We start from the raw sequence: 15,430 nt of genomic DNA, 5'->3' as shown, positions 1-15,430 counted from the left end.
GTTGTCAACCAGGACAACGACTTTTCCAGCCGGATTTCCTCGGCGAGGTAGTAGTGCGGGATCTCGCGCTTCGACCGCCCCCGGGCGGCGCCGCTGGGTGTCCCCGGCCGCGCGGCGGCTGGCCCAGTCGCTGGCCGTCGACATCGACGCGGTGACCGGCACCGGCCCGCAGGGCGCGGTCACCATCAACGATGTGGAGCACGCGGCAGCGGCCAAGCCGGCCGCGCCCAAGCCCGTCGCGCAGCCGGGGACCAAGCCCACGGCGGCCGACCGCGCCACGCAGATGCGCAAGTCGATCGCCGCGGCGATGAGCCGGTCGAAGCGCGAGATCCCGCACTACTACCTCGCCGAGGAAATCCGGCTGGAAAAGTCGTTGTCCTGGTTGACAACCCGTAACGCGCAGCGATCCATCGACGAGCGGGTGCTGCCGGCCGTGCTGCTGCTGAAGGCCGTCGGAGTCGCCGCGCAGCGGTTCGGTGAGTTCAACGGCTTCTGGCGCGAGGACGGATTCGAACCCGCCAACGGTGTGCACGTCGGTGTCGGGATATCCCTGCGGGGCGGCGGGCTGGTCGCGCCGGCGATCCACGACGTGCCGGAGAAGAAGCTGGACGAATTGATGGACGACCTCACCGATTTGGTGGCGCGGGCGCGGTCCTTCTCGCTGCGGAGTTCGGAGATGTCGGACCCGACCATCACCGTCACCAACCTCGGTGACCAGGGCGTCGATGCGGTCTTCGGCGTCATCTACCCGCCGCAGGTCGCGATCGTCGGCTTCGGCCAGCCGGCCGAGCGCGTCTGCGTCATCGACGGCGGGATCCGCGTCGTCACCACCGTGCAGGCCACCCTGGCCGCCGACCACCGGGCCAGCGACGGGCACCGGGGTGCGCTCTTCCTCGCCGCAATCAACGAGCTGCTCCAGCAGCCCGACCTCCTAGAAAAGTGATGCGCAATGACCAATGAAGACACCCGCGCGGTGGTGCTGTCCGTGCTGACCTCCATCGCCCCCGAAATCGATCCCGACGACATCGCCGACGACGTCCTGCTGCGCGACCAGGTCGACCTGGATTCCATGGACTGGCTGAGCTTTCTGCGTGGGATCCACCGGAAACTGCATGTCGACATCCCGGAATCGGACTACGCGTCGCTGCGGACGCTGGCCGATGTGGTCGGCTACGTGGAAGCCAACGCGTCCAAGGTTTGAGCCGAAAATCGCACAGGGGGTTGACATGAGGGGCAGGACGCCCGACATCGGCGTGCTCGAAAACGCGGTGCTGCTGGCCTGCCGTGCCCCGTCGGTGCACAACAGCCAGCCGTGGCGCTGGGTGGCCGAGGACGGCGTGCTCCGCCTGTTCGCGGAGCGGCACCGCGCGATATCCGCCACCGACGACTCCGGGCGAGAGGTGATCCTGTCCTGCGGCGCCGTCCTGGACCACCTGTGCGTCGCCATGACCGCCGCCGGCTGGGCGCCGAAGGTCGAGCGGTTTGCGGACCCGGACGACCCCGACCAGCTGGCCACGGTCACCTTCAGCCCGCTGGAGGACATCACCGAGGCGCAGCGCCGCCGCGCCGAGGCCATCCTGCAGCGCCGCAGCGACCGGCTCCCGTTGGGACGCCCGACGTATTGGGAGCTGTTCGAGCCCACGCTGCGCGCCGCCTTCGACGGCGGCCTGGTCACCCTGGATGTGCTCGCCGATGACGTGCGCCCGTTGTTGGTGGAGGCGTCGCGGCTCACCGAGGAGCTTCGCCGCGAGGATGTCTATTACCACGCCGAACTCGACTGGTGGACTTCGTCTTTCGCACTGGCGGAGGGGATACCGCCGACCGCCCTGGCGTCCGACAAGGAGAGTTGGCGGGTAGACGTGGCGCGCAGCTTCCCGATCAGGAGCCACGCCGACCGGCGCGGCGACATCAACGTCGATTGGGCGAAAATCCTTGTGCTGTCGACCCCCGACGACACCAGGCTGGACGTGTTGCGGTGTGGCGAAGTGCTGTCGACGGTGTTGCTGGAATGCACGGCGGCCGGAATGGCGACGTGCCCGCTCACGCACCTGATCGAGCTCGACGAAAGCCGCGACATCGTGCGCGAACTCATCGGCCGGCGCGGTGAGCCGCAAGTGCTGATCCGTGCGGGGATCGCCCCGCCGGCGGAACTACTGCCGGCGGCGACTCCCCGGCGCCCGCTGGCGGATGTGCTGCAGATCCGCTAGCCAAAGCCTTTGGTCCCCGGGCCGCGGGACCTTCGGCCGACGCTGTCGGCCGGCCGCCGCAATACCATCGACGGGAGCGCTGCCGATGAAGGGGATGACTGATGTCGCTGATCGATGATGGGGTTTCCATCCTGCCGGTGAACGAATGCTGGGACCTGATGGCGGGCGTGACGCTGGGCCGCCTGGTCACCAGTGTGGGCGGGCAGCCCGAGATCTTTCCGGTCAACTACGCCGTCCAGCGCCACACCGTGCTGTTTCGCACCGCGGAGGGCACCAAGCTGGTCAGCACCGCGATCAACAACCGGGTGCTGTTCGAGGTCGACGACCACAATGTCGCCGAAGGCTGGAGCGTGATCATCAAGGGCGTCGCGCGCTCCCTGCGCACCAACGAGGACATCGAGGAAGCCGAACGCGCGCAGGTGCTGCCGTGGACGCCGTCGGAGAAATCGCACTACGTGCGGATCATTCCCGAGATAGTCACGGGGCGCCGGTTCCGGTTCGGCGCGCCGGAGGACTGACCCACCGCTAACGCACGACGAGCACGGAGCATTCGGGGTGCCGAAACAACGGATGCCCCTGTGGCCCGACCAACCGCGCGAGCTGGCCGGCCTCGTCGCCGCCGATGACGGCGAGCTGCACTCGCTCGTTGTTGGAGTTCAGGTAGCTGGCGATGGCGTGCTTCGTGGCGATCGGGTAGACGCGGACCTCCGGATAGGGCTGTCGCCACTGCGCTATCCGGCGCTCGAACTTCCCGTCGGCATAGTCGGTCAGTTCCTCGGGCCGACCGCCGAGGATCAGCATGGGAGCCCTGCGCAACTTCGCCTCCGCCGCAGCGCAATTCACGACGTCGTCGTTTCCGGGGGTGTCGGTCATCCGGACGATGACCCAATTGATGTCCGGCGGCGGCAGCTCGGAGCCGGTCCGCAACACCACCACCGGACAATGGGCCTTCTCCGCGAGCTCGGTGGCCGTCGAACCGACGATGGAGCGCGCGTAGCGTCCGATGCCCACGCAGCCCACGCAGATCATTGCGGCCTGAGAGGACGCCTCGATCAGCACGGAGGCGGCGGGACCCCTTGGCACGTCGGTTTCCACCTCGACACACTTGCCGGTTGCCGCCACCGCCGCCGCGACTTCCCGCAGCGACTTCTCGGCGTGCGCGAGATCGCGTTCGTAGTCTTCGGGAGACTCGTGCGTCGGCTTGACAACGGAGACGAGACGCAGGGGTGCGCCGCGCGTGATCGCCTCGTCGACGGCCCATAGCGCGGCCGCGATCGCCGCCGACGAACCGTCGATCCCCACCACGATTGGTTTCACCGTCCGGGCCTCCCTTCGTTCCTTGTCGCGCGGGCCGGCGGCCCACACGCGCCAAAGACCAGAACTGTCAACTTGTTTCGACCGAGGAGCGGACCGGCTCCAGCAGGGTGAGTCGCTCCGCCCGCCGCTTGATCGCGAGCAACAGCGCGCGCGTCCCGAGCGCGATCAGCGGCCTGGCCAGTTCGAGGACGAACACCTCGCCCGGGTAGCGCAACGCGATCCGGGCACGCGCCAGCAGTCGGACGCGGTCCTCCCAGTGCGGCTGCACGTGCAATGACAGGACCACATTCCAGTGCGGATCGGACCGCATGGCATGGAGCACGACGTACTTTTGGGGCACTATTTCCGCGACCCGCAACGTCAGCCCCTCGGGTAGCCCCAGCCAGCCCTCGGGGGCCAGGCGGACGGCATCCCCCACCCGCAGGGTCTCGCTATCACTATGCTCGACAGGGCTTTCCATCCCGTCGTTGCCGTACCGCTCACCCCGATCCAGGCCCAACCGCAGTAACCAGGACCAGACGACGGGCGTGGTCGCGTCGATGTCGACCGCTTCGGTGGTCTGCACCGCCGGATCTCCCACCAGGGTGTCGCCCGGAAAGCGCAGCTGCGACTCGGCCTTGGTGGCGCCCCAGTTGCGGTAATACCTGCGCGCGCCGTAGAGAACGGCGAGCAGCGCGGTGGTCCGGGCGATCCGCTTCGTCGTGTTGGCCATGGCGCCAGTGTGCGCGGGCCGCCCGACCCCGGCGAGGGTCCTTGGTCCCCGGTGCGCGCGCCGATGTGCCCTGCGCGCTAGCCGGCCGGGGTGATCAGGCCGTAATGCCCGTCGTAGCGGTGGTATAGCACGCTGGCGCAACCGTGGTCGGCATCGATGAAGAACAGGAACGGCAGGCCGAGCAGGGCAAGCCGGTCGGCGGCCCCGTCCTCGGTGAGGCACGGCAGCGGTTGTGCGCTGACGGTCACGGGCAGCGCGTGCTCGCTCACCCGGTCGGCGAGCTCCGGGGCCGCCAACGCAAGGCGGTAGCCCGTCGTCCCGGCGCGATACAGGACGCCGGCGATGCCCGTCCCTTTCTCGGTGAACAGGTGAAAGTCGTAGTCGAGCGAGTTCATTTCGTGGGCGGCGTCGTCGAGGGTGCACGCCGCCATCGTGAACGACTTACGGCGGATGACGCGGCGCTGGTCTGCCGGCCGGGGGAAGTAATTTGGCCGGTGCGCCGGCTCGGAATCGTGCCGCCATTCGTCGTGGCCGGGCGCCGGCCGCTCGCCGCGGCGGGCCTCCCAGTGTGCGGCCGTGCGTTCCAGCCGGCGCCGCAACCGCGCCGCGAGAAGGTCGACCGCTTCGTGCGCCGTGCCGGCCTGGACCTGGGCGCGGACCAGCCGTCCGTCGACATCGAGATTGGCCTGCGCGACGACGGGCCGTTGCACCGCCGGATCGCGATGCCTGGTCAGCCGGACGCGGGCGTGCAGCACCGGTCGGCTCGCGAACCGCGCGAGCTCACCGATCTTGCCGCGCGCGTATTCCGCGACCGAGGGCGGCTCGTCACGCAGGGTGACCTGGACGTCGACATGCTGTGCCGATTCAGTCGTTTCAGACATGCCTAAAGTGCTACTCACCGAACCGGTTGCGAGACAGGGCCGAAGGTCACCGGACCTGGACGTCGTCGGCCGTCGTGCAGCCAGAACGAACGGAGGTCCTTACCGGTCGTGACTTCGGTCCCTATCGAGCCGCCCGGCGAGCGACTGAAATAGGGTTGTGACTGCGACAATGCCCGCAACCCAGCGACGCGGAAATGCATCCATCGTCGGCGCGGAAGTGATCGTGCTCGAGTCGCATCCGGCGTGGATTTCGGTGCGGCGATACGAAGCTGAGCTGCTCGAGTCGATGAGCCGGCATCCGTCGTCGATGGCCCGGCCGTGACTCGTCCGACGGCCGCCCGGCGGTTGCTGGCGCTGGCGGCGACCGCCCTCACGCTGTGGGCCGGCGCGCCGGGCATGGCGGCCGCCGACAGCGGGCACCCGCAAGCCAAGCCCGAGGAACGCGCGGCGGCGCTGATCCGGCCGTCCATCATGTATCTCGCCGGCGAGGGCTACGGCTTGGTCCGGTTGCCCAGCGGTGAGATCCTGTCCCAATTCGGGCGGGGCTCCAGCATGCCGTTCCTGGCCACCTGGAACTGCACGGCCTTCGTCGTCAACCCCGACGGGTGGGTGGCCACGGCGGGTCACTGCGTCGACCCGGCGAGCGCCACGGAACTGATCCTCAAGCGGGCCGCCACCGAATATCGAAGCGAGTTTCCGGACGCACCCGAGTCGAGCGATCCGGCAACCACTTTGGATTGGCTGGGCAAGAACGCGCGGGTGGAAGGCGATTCGCCCGGCCAGGGTCCCCACGTCAGCGTCGCGCTGATGTCCGGCACGGGAACGAAACTCGCGGACAAGATGGTCGCCAACATCGTCGATTTCCGGCCCCTCGGAAAGGGCGACGCCGCGCTGCTCAAGGTCGCCAAGCGCAACCTGCCGTCGTCCGAACTGGCCACCGACGCCGAGGTCACCATCGGGACGCCCGTTCTCACCGTCGGCTACCCGGAGAGCACCCAAAACATCACCGGCCCGTCGCTGGACCCCACCTACAAGAGCGGCAAGGTCAGCAAGAAGTCCATCGCCGGGTCGAACCCCGCCTACGAGATCGACGCCGCGATGACCGAGGGCATGAGCGGCGGGCCGGCGATCGGGCTGAACGGAAAGGTGGTCGGCCTGAACAGCTTCGCCCCCGCCGGCGAATCCCAGCCCTTCAACTTCATCGCGCCGGCCGACGGCGTGGCGGCGATACTGGCCGCCAAGGGCGTCAAGCCGATGCTGGGACCCGCCGACCGGTTTTATCGCAAGGGGCTCGCCGACTTCTATGCGGGTCACTACACCGATGCGATCGGCGAGTTCGACCAGACGCTGGCGATGTCGCCCGGCTATCCCGGGCTGGACGATCTGAAGACGACCGCGGTCAATCTGCGCCAGCAGTACGGGGACGCCTCGTCGCTGAGCGGGAAGAATCTGTTGGCCTACATCGTGATCAGCGTGGCCTCGGTGATCGCCCTGGGCGCCGGACTGACCTTCTTGGGGCTTCGGCTGCGGCGGCCGCGCGGTCCGGCACCCGAGGTAGCGCCGCTTCGCCTGATGCCCCGTGAATCGGGCGCCGACGAGCCGCACTTCTGCGCGCATTGCGGGGCCGAACATCATCCGAGCGAACGGTTCTGCCCGAATTGCGGCAAGCGCATCGAGGTTCCGGCGGCGGCGCGGGGCACGGGGTTGATCTCTTGACCGATGACGCGCCGCGATGAGCGGGGAACTCTCCACGAGATTGGCGACCCCGTTCGACGACGCGGTGGCCCGGACCCGAGAGGCGCTCTCGCGCAGCGGCTTTGGCGTGGTCACCGAGATCGACGTCAGGGCGAAACTGCGAGCGCTGCTCGGCGTGGAGATGGAGGACTACCTCATTCTGGGGGCATGCGATCCGGCGCTGGCGTATCGGGCGATCAGCGTGGATCGCGAGATCGGGCTGCTGCTGCCGTGCAACATGCTGGTGCGCACCGACCGGGGCGACCCGGGCACGGTGATCGTCGAGGCGATGGATCCCGGACTGCTGGTCGAGGTGACCGGCGAGCCGGCGCTCATCAGCATCGCGGCCGAGGTCACCGAGAACCTGCGTGCCGCGATTGCGTCGCTGACCGAAAGCGATTGATCTCGGCGGCCACCATGTCGATCACCAGCGGCACGGCGCGCGCGACCGTCGGAGTGAGCCCGTCGCCGGCGCCGGTGTCCGCCGCCTCGACGGCGAAGACCACCACCGCGCCGGGTACCCGCCCGAGCGCCCGAGCCAGCGCGTGGGTGCCGCCGATGTCGACGCTGTGCGAGCTCAGCCCCTCGGGCTGGTCGGGCACCTCGTCCAACTGATACCGATGGATGCGACCCGGGTTGGCGGGCGTGGCGATCGCCGCGTCGACGATCACGGCCAGCCCCGCCCCGGTCCAGGCCTCGAGAAGGGCCGTGGGCTCCGCAACATCGCTTGTCACAACGACATTCGGCCACACGAGGTCGCCCAAAGCGGTGGCAACGGCGACACCGACGCCGTCGTCGCGGCGGTAACGGTTGCCGAGCCCGACGACGGCGACCCGTCCAGCGTCGCCGGTCATCCCCGCTCCACCGTCAGCGTCAGGAAGTGCGCCGAACACGAAATGCACGGGTCGTAGCTGCGGATCAGCTGTTCGCACAACCCGGTGAGCGCGGCGTCGTCGAGCGTGAGGTTGCCGGAGACCAGCCGGGCCAGGTCCGCCTCGATGGCCCCCTGATTCTGCGACGTCGGCGGAATCATCGTCGCGGCCGACACCAGCCCGTCCTCGTCGATCCGGTATCGGTGGTACAGCAGGCCGCGGGGGGCCTCGCTGACCCCGTGGCCGACGCCGGCGCGAGCGGGGACGGGAACGAACGGGCGCGACGGGCGCTGGTATTCATCGATGATGCGCAGCGCCTCTTCGAGCGCGTAGACGACTTCGACGGCGCGCACGACGATGCTGCGGAACGGGTTTCGGCATTCGCCCGCCAGCCCGGCGCCGGCCGCCGCCTGAGCGGCGATCGGAGACAGCGCCCGCGCGTTCAGCGAGTACCGCGCCAGCGGACCGGTCAGGTAGCGACCGCCGTCGAGCGTGGCGTGCAGGGCGGTGGAGTGCGGCAGCTGTGATTCCGCGACGTGGTCGGTGAACTCGGCCACGCCGAACGCCGGACCGGCGCTGCGCGCGATGACACCGTTCTCGATCGGATACCGGCCCGCCGCCGTGAGCGCCAGGAACTCGTGGTCGAGCTCGAGATCGGGGAATTCGAATCCGGACACCCACTCGACCGTCGCGACGGCGTCGTCCAGCGCGCGACGCAACAGCTCTTGGAGCGGGGCGAATTCGGATCGCATTGGGACGGAATAGAATCCACCCAGGCGCACGTTGACGGGGTGGATCGCCCGGCCGCCGACGAATTCCATCAGCCGGTTGCCCGCCTTCTTCAGCGCCAGCCCCCGCTCGACGACCTGCCGGTGGTCGCGCGCCATGCCGACGATGTCGTCGTAGCCGAGGAAGTCCGGCGCGTGCAGCAGGTAGATGTGCAGGGCGTGGCTGTTGATCCACTCGCCACAGTAGAGCAACCGCCGCAGCGCGACGAGCTCCTCGTCCACCTGAACCCCGCAGGCGTCCTCGATGGCATTGCAGGAACTGACCTGATAGGCGACCGGGCAGATGCCGCAGACGCGCGCCGTCAGGTCGGGCGGTTCGGTGTGGGCGCGCCCGCGCAGGAACGCTTCGAAAAACCGTGGTGGCTCATAGATGTTGAGCTGCACGCTGCGCAGTTCCCCGTCCCGCAGGGCGACGTGGAGCGCGCCCTCCCCCTCGACGCGGGTCAACGCGCCCACGCTCAGGGTGCGCTCTGAGGGATTCACTGCTCGCTCCGTTCGGCGGCGAAGGTGGCGACGTTGAAGGTCGAGAACACTCGGTCGACGTCGCCGTCGGACATGCCGTCGCGGCGCAGCAACGGAATCAACGTCGCGGTCCGCGGGGCCGCCGACGGGCCGAAGCAGCCGTAACAACCCCGGTGATGGCTGGGGCACAGCGCCCCGCAACCGGCGTGGGTGACCGGGCCCAGGCACGGAATCCCCTCGGCGACAACGACACACGACACGCCACGGAGTTTGCACTCGGTGCACACCGTCTTGGCCGGCACCCGCGGTTTGCGTCCGATCAGCAGGGCCGCCAGCGTGTCGAGCAGCTGACCCCGGTCGATCGGGCAGCCCGGCAATTGGTAGTCCACCTTGACGTGCGCGGACGCGGGCGTCGACGTCGCAAGCGTGTCAACGTATTCCGGCTTGGCGTAGACGACGGAGGCGAACTCGGCGATGTCGGCGAAGTTGCGCAGCGCCTGCACTCCGCCGGCCGTCGCGCACGCCCCGATGGTGACCAGCACCTTCGATTGCTGCCGAATTTCCTGGATGCGTTGCTCGTCGTGCCGAGTGGTGACCGAGCCCTCGACCAGCGACACATCGTAGGGCCCGGCGACGACCGCGCTGGAGGCCTCGGCGAAGTTGGCGATCTGCACCTGGTTGGCCAGGGTGAGCAGCTCGTCCTCACAGTCCAGCAGGGTCAGCTGGCAACCGTCGCACGAGGCGAACTTCCACACGGCCAGGGTCGGTCGGCTCATCAAAGCTCCTTCACCCGTAGCAGCGGACCGGCCACGTCGAAGCCGACCACCGGGCCGTCGCGGCACACCAGCAGCGGCCCCAGCTGGCAGTGACCGCATATCCCCACCCCGCACTGCATATTGCGCTCCAATGACACCCGGATATCCTGTGGCGCAATGCCTTTCGCGAGCAGAGTTTCCGCGCCGAACCGCAACATCGGCTCCGGGCCGCAGAGGAACGCGGTGGTGCGATCGGGTTCCAGGGCGAGCCGCCCCAGCGGCTCGGTGACCATGCCGACCTCGCCGTGCCAGCCCGGCGTCTTGGCGTCGACGATCAGGTGCAAATCGATCTGCGGGTCGTGCGCCCACTTTTCGAGCTGAGCGGCGAAGACGAGGTCGGCCTGCGACCGGGCGCCCACCACCAGCGTCAGCTTGCCGTAGCGGGAGCGCTCGGCCAGCGCTCCGAGTATCGCCGGACGCAGGGGGCACAGGCCCACGCCCCCGGCGACCATCACCAAATCCCGTCCCTCGGCCTCGGCGAGCCCCCAGGTGGTGCCGAAGGGGCCGCGGACGCCGATGATGCTTCCCGGCTGGGCGTCGTGCAGCGCCCGGCTCACCGCGCCGACCGCACGGATCGTGTGCGTGATCGATCCGTCGGTGACGGTGGGATCGCCGCTGATGGAGATCGCCGCCTCGCCGACACCGAATGCGTAGAGCATCATGAACTCTCCGGGTTGCGGAGCGCGCAGCACCTGGCCGAGCGGTTCCAGGCACAGGGTCGCGGAGTCGGGGCTTTCGACGATTCGGCTGCGCACCCGGTACGGGTTCGGCGCCATCACCGCCGTGTCCGCCACGTCAATCATCGCGGGCCATCTTGTTCATTTCCTCGGTGATGTCGATCCCGGTGGGACACCAGGCGATACAGCGCCCACAGCCGACGCACCCGGACATGTCGAACTGGTCGTGCCAGGTGCCCAGTTTGTGGGTGATCCAATGCCGGTACCGCGAGGCGCCGGACTGACGGACGCTGCCGCCGCCGTGGATGTAGGTGAAGTCGGGCTCGAAGCAGGACGACCAGTGCTGCCAGCGCTCGGCATGCTCACCGGTGAGATCGCTGACGTCTTCGGTGCTGGTGCAGAAGCAGGTTGGGCACACCATGGTGCAGTTGCCACAGGTCAGGCAGCGGCTGGCGACCTCGTCCCACTGCGGTGACTCCCGCGAACGGACCAGCAAGTCGCGCAGATTCACCTCGGGCATCTGGCGGCCCATGCGCTGCGACGCCGCCTGCACCGCGGCACGCGCGGCGCCGATCTCAGCGTCGTCAGCGGCCCGGTGCGCGACGGCGGCGAGCACGTCGGCGCCGTCTTCGGTGCCCACCTCAACCAGGTAGGTCACGCCGCCGTTCTCGACCCGCTCGGTCAGCGCCAAGTCGTATCCCGGTCCGGCCGCGGGGCCGGTACCCATCGAGGCGCAGAAGCACAGCCCGCCGGGTTCGGTGCAGTTGACCGCGATCACGAAAATCTGCCGATGCCGGCGGACGAAGGAGTTGTCGGGGTACTGGCCGCGGCCAAGGACCCGGTCGAGCGTCGCGATCGCCGCCAAGTCGCACCCACGCACCCCGAGGAACGCGTACCGCGGCACCTCCTCGTCCGATTCGGATTCGGTGAAGCCGTCGCGGCTGCCGGACCACAGCCGCCGCCGTGGCGGGTGCAGGAACTGCTTCCACGACTGGGGCCCGGACGAGTGCCCGAACGCCGCGTCGTCGTCGCGCGCGCGCACCCGATAGTGCCCGGGAGCCACGTCGACGCCCCACCCGCGCGGCAGGTCGTCGGCCGACTGCAGTTGATCGAGCACGATCGCGTTGTCCCGCAACGTCGGGCCGATGACGCGGTACCCGCGCTCGATCAGGACCTCGACCAAACGCTGCAGCCCGGCGGTGCCGAAGGTTGCGGCACCGGACTGCCCGCCGTTTCCGCTCATGGTTTACGAAGCCTCGGCGAGGAGTTCGATGTCGCGCTCCCACAGGGCATCACGCGCGCGATCCAGCCGGGACCGGACGACCGCCACCAGTGCCGCCATCGCCATCGTCACGCCCAGCGCGGCCACCACCGCCACGCCGACCGCCTCGGCGGCGGCGAGCCACGTCGGGGGCGGCGGCACCACCGGATTGCCGTCGCCGTCCACCCAGATGTCGACGGTTCCGCCGGCCTGGACGCGCTCGGACAGTTCCAGAGTCCCGCCGCGCTCCCCGTTGGGGCCCGGCCACTTCGCCTGTGCGACAGTCACACCGAAGTCCTCGGCGCGCGCCTCGTCGACGGTCGCCACGACGCGGTGCCGTTCGCGCGCCTCTTGGGTGTACACCTTGTCCCGCGCGCCATAGGTCGTCGCGCCGATCACACCGGCGACGGGGACGCCGAGCAGCGACACGGCGATCGCGACCAGCACGACCATCGCCTCGATGCGGTCGGAGCGGCGCAGCAACGGGTTACGGCCGAAGACGCGGGCCACCCGCCAGCACCGAGGGTCCAGTGTGAACGCCTCCATCACGTATCCCTCCACGCCGCAATCGTTTCGGTGAGTTCGCCGGGTCAGTGCGCGGCCTGGTGTTCGTATTCGGTCATCCACTCGACGAACTCGGAGAGCTCGCGCCGCGGCGTCGCGGGCAACGGGTCCGCATTGATCGGCGCCCAGCCCACCCGTAGCAGCATCTGCGGGTAGTTGCTGTCGCCGAAGATGTCGGATTGGACCGCCGCGCGCGTGTCGGGAACTTCCAGCGGTTCGGTGACCGGGCAACTGGCCAGCCCCAGGGACGTCGCGGTGAGCAGCACGACGCTGGTCGCCTCGCCGGCGCGCAGCTGGGCCAGGCGGTCGTCGTTGCGGGTGCCCAGGGCGACGACGACGGCGTTGTCCTCGGCCGCCGAGGATTCCGCCGGCATGGGCAGCACCGGCCCGGCGAAGAACCGGCCGGGAATCTTCGCCGTCGGGTCCGGTGCGGGTGTGTTGCGCGCGGGAACGCCGGCCACCGACGCGTAGCGTCCGCTCCAGGCCGTGAGCTCGGCAAGATAGTCCTGGTTCAAGTGATCCCGCACGGATTGGGCGACGATCTCCCGCAAATTGTCGAGGTCTTCGACCTGGCACAGCGTTACCCCGCTACGGGCCGCGCGCGCGGCCATCAGGGCGACATCGCCGACCGGCACCGGCCAGGAGCTGTAGTAGCGCCGGTCGGTTCGGCGCCGCGGTATCGCCGCGGCCAGCGCGATGTCCACGGAGTCGGCGCGGTGTGGCGAAAGTTCGATCGCCGCAAGGTGACTGGGGTCGGCCGGATTCGGGAACCGGGTCACCTTGGACAGCCACCCGACCGCCGCGAGCGCGACGACGCAGTGATGCAGGGCCGCACCGCAACTCAGCATGAGGTCCCGGCCATCGGGGTCGATGTTGGGCAGCTGCCGGCTCTCGTCGGAATACAGGTGCAGGCTCGACGCGTCCACCCGCCACCGCCAGGGTTGCGTGTTGTGCACCGAAGGTGCCCGCGCGGCCAGACTCAGGACGGTCCGGACCGTGCCGGCATCCGGAAAGCGGGTGTTCATGGCGGTCGTTCCCTTCGGTATTGCGTCGTCCATCCACGATGGCCGATTGCCGCCGCCCCCGACGAGGGCACGACGGCACTAGCGCAAAGGACTTTGGGCCAATCGCGCAGCTAGACGTCAGTCGTGCCGCTGGGCATGCGGCGGGTCGGCGCCGGAAGGGCCGTTGGCCACCTGCTTGCGCGACGCCAACGCGCCCGCGATCGACGCGGCCGCGATGGTCAGCAAGGCGCCGAACATCAACGCGGACGCCTCGCCGGCGACCAGGAGGTGTTCCTCGGTGCCGATGGTTGCCGCGGCGACGGGCACACCCAGCTGGGCGGCCGAGAGCACCGCGAGGGTCAGCGGTTGGCCGAGCAGTCGGCCGGCGGCATGCGCCAGCACGGCCCCCAGGCCCAGGCCCGCGCCGAGCAGGATCAGTTTCGGGTGCGCGCCCAGCTCGCGCACCTGCAGCGAGGCGCCCAGCCAGACGAAGAACAGCGGGCTGAAGAACCCTTCGGTGATGCCGAACAGCTGACGCGCCAACCGTCGTGGTTCGCCGACCATGCCGACCACCAGGCCCACCGCGAACCCCGCCAACATCACGGACACCCGCGTGCTGACGGCGAGCGCGGCCAGCGCGAACAGCACCATAAGGTTGGTCCGCAACTCCAGCGCGAACCGGTGGCTTTCGGAGTAGGCGTGCATGCGCCGGCGCCAGCCCCTGGCGTCGGCTTGGCGCATCACCACGAACAGCACCGCCGCGCAGCCCGCCACCGCGAGCGCGCCCAGCGCGGCGGTGGGCGCGTGATGCAGGTCGATCACCAACGGCAGCAAGACAATACAGGCGGTGTCCGCGACGGCGATCTGGGCGGTGACCGCGACCACCTGCGGCCCCCGCAGCCGAAGGGAATCGATCACCGGCAGCGCCAGCGCCGTCGACGACGACGCCATCAGGACCGCGTACATCGCCGCGTGGCCGGTCCCGAACGCCACCGCCAGCCCGACACCGAGTGCCGCCGCGGCGCCGCCGGCCAGCGCCACCCGCCCGAGCGCCCGTGGTAGCGACGAGCGCAGCCCGCCGGCGCGGACCGGGACGTGGGTGCCCACGACGAACATCACCAGCGCGAAGCCCACGTTGGCGAGCAGCTGGAAGGTCGGGTTGGTGACGTCGACGAGGTTCAAGCCGGTGCGGCCGACGACGAGGCCGGCGAGCAGCTCGCCGATGATCACCGGAATCCGCAGCCGCGGCAGCGCGGCCAGCAAGGGGCCGGCCAACCCGATCGCGGTCAGCAGCGCCAGGGTGTGGAAGCCAAACCCCGGCACGTCAGCGGTCCCTGCGCGCCAGCACGAGGACATTCTGCATTCTTCGCGCCGCGGTTCTAGGGATTGATCGTGTTATCCCCGACCTGTCGGCCCCACACGTACTCGATCGCATATGGCGATCCGGTATCGAGGTGGTTGTAGGGCGCGATGCTGTTGCCGGTGTCCATCACCAACTCCGGTGCGGGCCAAAGGTGCCGGGTGATGGGCTGCCAGCAGCCCGGGGCGCCGCCCGGCCCGCCGCGCGCGTTCACCCGCGGCAGGTTCTCCGGGTAGGTGTACGGGTTCGGTGCGCCGCCGACGACGCCGGCGAGCCCGCCGACCAGGCTGGCGATGGTGGCCACCGCCGACACCGGGTTGGCCAGCAAGCCCAGCCCGGACAGCGCCTCGGTGTTCATGTTCAGCGAGTAGCCGTTGAAACCGCCTTCGGAGGCGCCGGTCAGCGGCACCACGTCGTGATAGTTCTTCAGCGTGCAGTAGATCGCCGGGCTGTAGGTGTCCAGCAGTTGCGCGGTGGGCACCAGGTCTTGGGCCCCGCGGGCCAGGTAGGGGCCGCCCCGGTTGAAGATGTCGGCACCGGTGTTGCCGAACCCGGCCGCCGACAACAGCGCCTGGTCCAAGTCCTTCTGCTGCGCGTTGATGGTGCGCGAGGTGACCACCGCGTTGTTCAGGAAATCGATCAGGTCGGGTGCGGCGTTGGCGTAGGTGTCCCCGAGCGCCGCCAGCTGTTGAATGTCGCGGCGCGCCTGGGGCATCTGCGGATTGACGTCATCGAGGATCGCGTTGGCGTTGACCACCGACTGGCCGAACCTGTCG

At 69.3% G+C, this 15,430-nt stretch carries 19 protein-coding genes; 7 read left to right on the top strand and 12 right to left on the bottom strand.

Annotated elements, in window-relative coordinates:
* The 4 genes from A5702_RS18850 to A5702_RS18835 all read left to right on the top strand — a co-directional run.
* Positions 1-943: dihydrolipoamide acetyltransferase family protein (locus A5702_RS18850; protein WP_068222636.1), on the top strand; the 943-nt coding region annotated here is incomplete at its 5' end.
* A gap of 6 nt (positions 944-949) precedes the next feature.
* Positions 950-1,201, top strand: a complete 252-nt coding sequence (locus tag A5702_RS18845) for an acyl carrier protein (RefSeq protein ID WP_055402065.1) — start codon at positions 950-952, stop codon at positions 1,199-1,201.
* 25 nt (positions 1,202-1,226) lie between these two features.
* Positions 1,227-2,207: an NAD(P)H nitroreductase gene (locus tag A5702_RS18840; RefSeq protein ID WP_082956122.1), complete on the top strand. Its 981-nt coding sequence runs from the start codon at positions 1,227-1,229 to the stop codon at positions 2,205-2,207.
* Positions 2,208-2,308: 101 nt separating this feature from the next.
* Complete coding sequence (locus A5702_RS18835) at positions 2,309-2,725, top strand: pyridoxamine 5'-phosphate oxidase family protein (RefSeq protein WP_068222634.1); 417 nt, start codon at positions 2,309-2,311, stop codon at positions 2,723-2,725.
* 7 nt (positions 2,726-2,732) lie between these two features.
* On the opposite strand, the gene A5702_RS18830 is transcribed toward A5702_RS18835, so the two are convergent.
* From A5702_RS18830 to A5702_RS18820, 3 genes are all read right to left on the bottom strand, one after another.
* A complete protein-coding gene (locus tag A5702_RS18830; RefSeq protein WP_068222646.1) occupies positions 2,733-3,524 on the bottom strand; it encodes a universal stress protein in 792 nt (263 codons plus the stop codon).
* Positions 3,525-3,591: 67 nt separating this feature from the next.
* Entirely contained in the window at positions 3,592-4,236 is a 645-nt protein-coding gene (locus tag A5702_RS18825) for a hypothetical protein (protein ID WP_068222631.1), read from the bottom strand.
* 77 nt (positions 4,237-4,313) lie between these two features.
* On the bottom strand, positions 4,314-5,117 hold the full coding sequence (locus tag A5702_RS18820; protein ID WP_067817464.1) for an HPF/RaiA family ribosome-associated protein: 804 nt from the start codon (positions 5,115-5,117) through the stop codon (positions 4,314-4,316).
* A 157-nt stretch (positions 5,118-5,274) separates the two neighbouring features.
* Here A5702_RS18820 and A5702_RS26445 point away from each other — a divergent pair, with 157 nt between their 5' ends.
* From A5702_RS26445 to A5702_RS18810, 3 genes are read left to right on the top strand one after another with little or no spacing between them, the layout of a single operon-like run.
* On the top strand, positions 5,275-5,439 hold the full coding sequence (locus A5702_RS26445; protein ID WP_156349493.1) for a hypothetical protein: 165 nt from the start codon (positions 5,275-5,277) through the stop codon (positions 5,437-5,439).
* Positions 5,436-6,833, top strand: coding sequence for a trypsin-like peptidase domain-containing protein (locus A5702_RS18815; protein ID WP_068222628.1), 1,398 nt, complete (start codon positions 5,436-5,438; stop codon positions 6,831-6,833). The genes A5702_RS26445 and A5702_RS18815 overlap by 4 nt, the downstream gene beginning before the upstream one ends.
* A gap of 16 nt (positions 6,834-6,849) precedes the next feature.
* A complete protein-coding gene (locus tag A5702_RS18810) occupies positions 6,850-7,254 on the top strand; it encodes a DUF302 domain-containing protein (RefSeq protein ID WP_068222625.1) in 405 nt (134 codons plus the stop codon).
* Here A5702_RS18810 and A5702_RS18805 read toward each other — a convergent pair.
* The 9 genes from A5702_RS18805 to A5702_RS18765 all read right to left on the bottom strand — a co-directional run.
* The gene (locus A5702_RS18805; RefSeq protein WP_067817469.1) at positions 7,205-7,705 is read right to left on the bottom strand and encodes a hydrogenase maturation protease; all 501 of its coding nucleotides are present in this window, start codon (positions 7,703-7,705) and stop codon (positions 7,205-7,207) included. The genes A5702_RS18810 and A5702_RS18805 overlap by 50 nt on opposite strands.
* On the bottom strand, positions 7,702-8,994 hold the full coding sequence (locus A5702_RS18800) for a Ni/Fe hydrogenase subunit alpha (protein WP_068222621.1): 1,293 nt from the start codon (positions 8,992-8,994) through the stop codon (positions 7,702-7,704). Before A5702_RS18800 ends, A5702_RS18805 begins: the two co-directional genes overlap by 4 nt.
* Positions 8,991-9,749 (bottom strand): oxidoreductase, encoded by a 759-nt coding sequence (locus A5702_RS18795; RefSeq protein ID WP_068222638.1) that lies wholly within the window; start codon positions 9,747-9,749, stop codon positions 8,991-8,993. The genes A5702_RS18800 and A5702_RS18795 overlap by 4 nt, the downstream gene beginning before the upstream one ends.
* Positions 9,749-10,564, bottom strand: a complete 816-nt coding sequence (locus A5702_RS18790; RefSeq protein ID WP_082459810.1) for an FAD/NAD(P)-binding protein — start codon at positions 10,562-10,564, stop codon at positions 9,749-9,751. The genes A5702_RS18795 and A5702_RS18790 overlap by 1 nt, the downstream gene beginning before the upstream one ends.
* Before the next feature lie 19 nt (positions 10,565-10,583).
* Entirely contained in the window at positions 10,584-11,708 is a 1,125-nt protein-coding gene (locus A5702_RS18785; RefSeq protein ID WP_068222618.1) for a 4Fe-4S dicluster domain-containing protein, read from the bottom strand.
* 3 nt (positions 11,709-11,711) lie between these two features.
* Positions 11,712-12,287 carry a hypothetical protein gene (locus tag A5702_RS18780; RefSeq protein WP_082956121.1) on the bottom strand — a complete coding sequence of 192 codons (576 nt, stop codon included), beginning with the start codon at positions 12,285-12,287 and terminating at the stop codon, positions 11,712-11,714.
* A 29-nt stretch (positions 12,288-12,316) separates the two neighbouring features.
* A complete protein-coding gene (locus A5702_RS18775) occupies positions 12,317-13,315 on the bottom strand; it encodes an NAD(P)H nitroreductase (protein WP_067817509.1) in 999 nt (332 codons plus the stop codon).
* A 117-nt stretch (positions 13,316-13,432) separates the two neighbouring features.
* Positions 13,433-14,617, bottom strand: coding sequence for a cation:proton antiporter (locus A5702_RS18770; protein WP_231965096.1), 1,185 nt, complete (start codon positions 14,615-14,617; stop codon positions 13,433-13,435).
* Between the two features lie 56 nt (positions 14,618-14,673).
* The coding region (locus A5702_RS18765; protein WP_197506626.1) for an MCE family protein at positions 14,674-15,430 on the bottom strand (757 nt) is incomplete at its 5' end.

The organism is Mycobacterium sp. E3339, assembly GCF_001666915.1.
Taxonomy (GTDB): domain Bacteria; phylum Actinomycetota; class Actinomycetes; order Mycobacteriales; family Mycobacteriaceae; genus Mycobacterium.
This window is presented reverse-complemented; position numbering and strand designations above follow the sequence as displayed.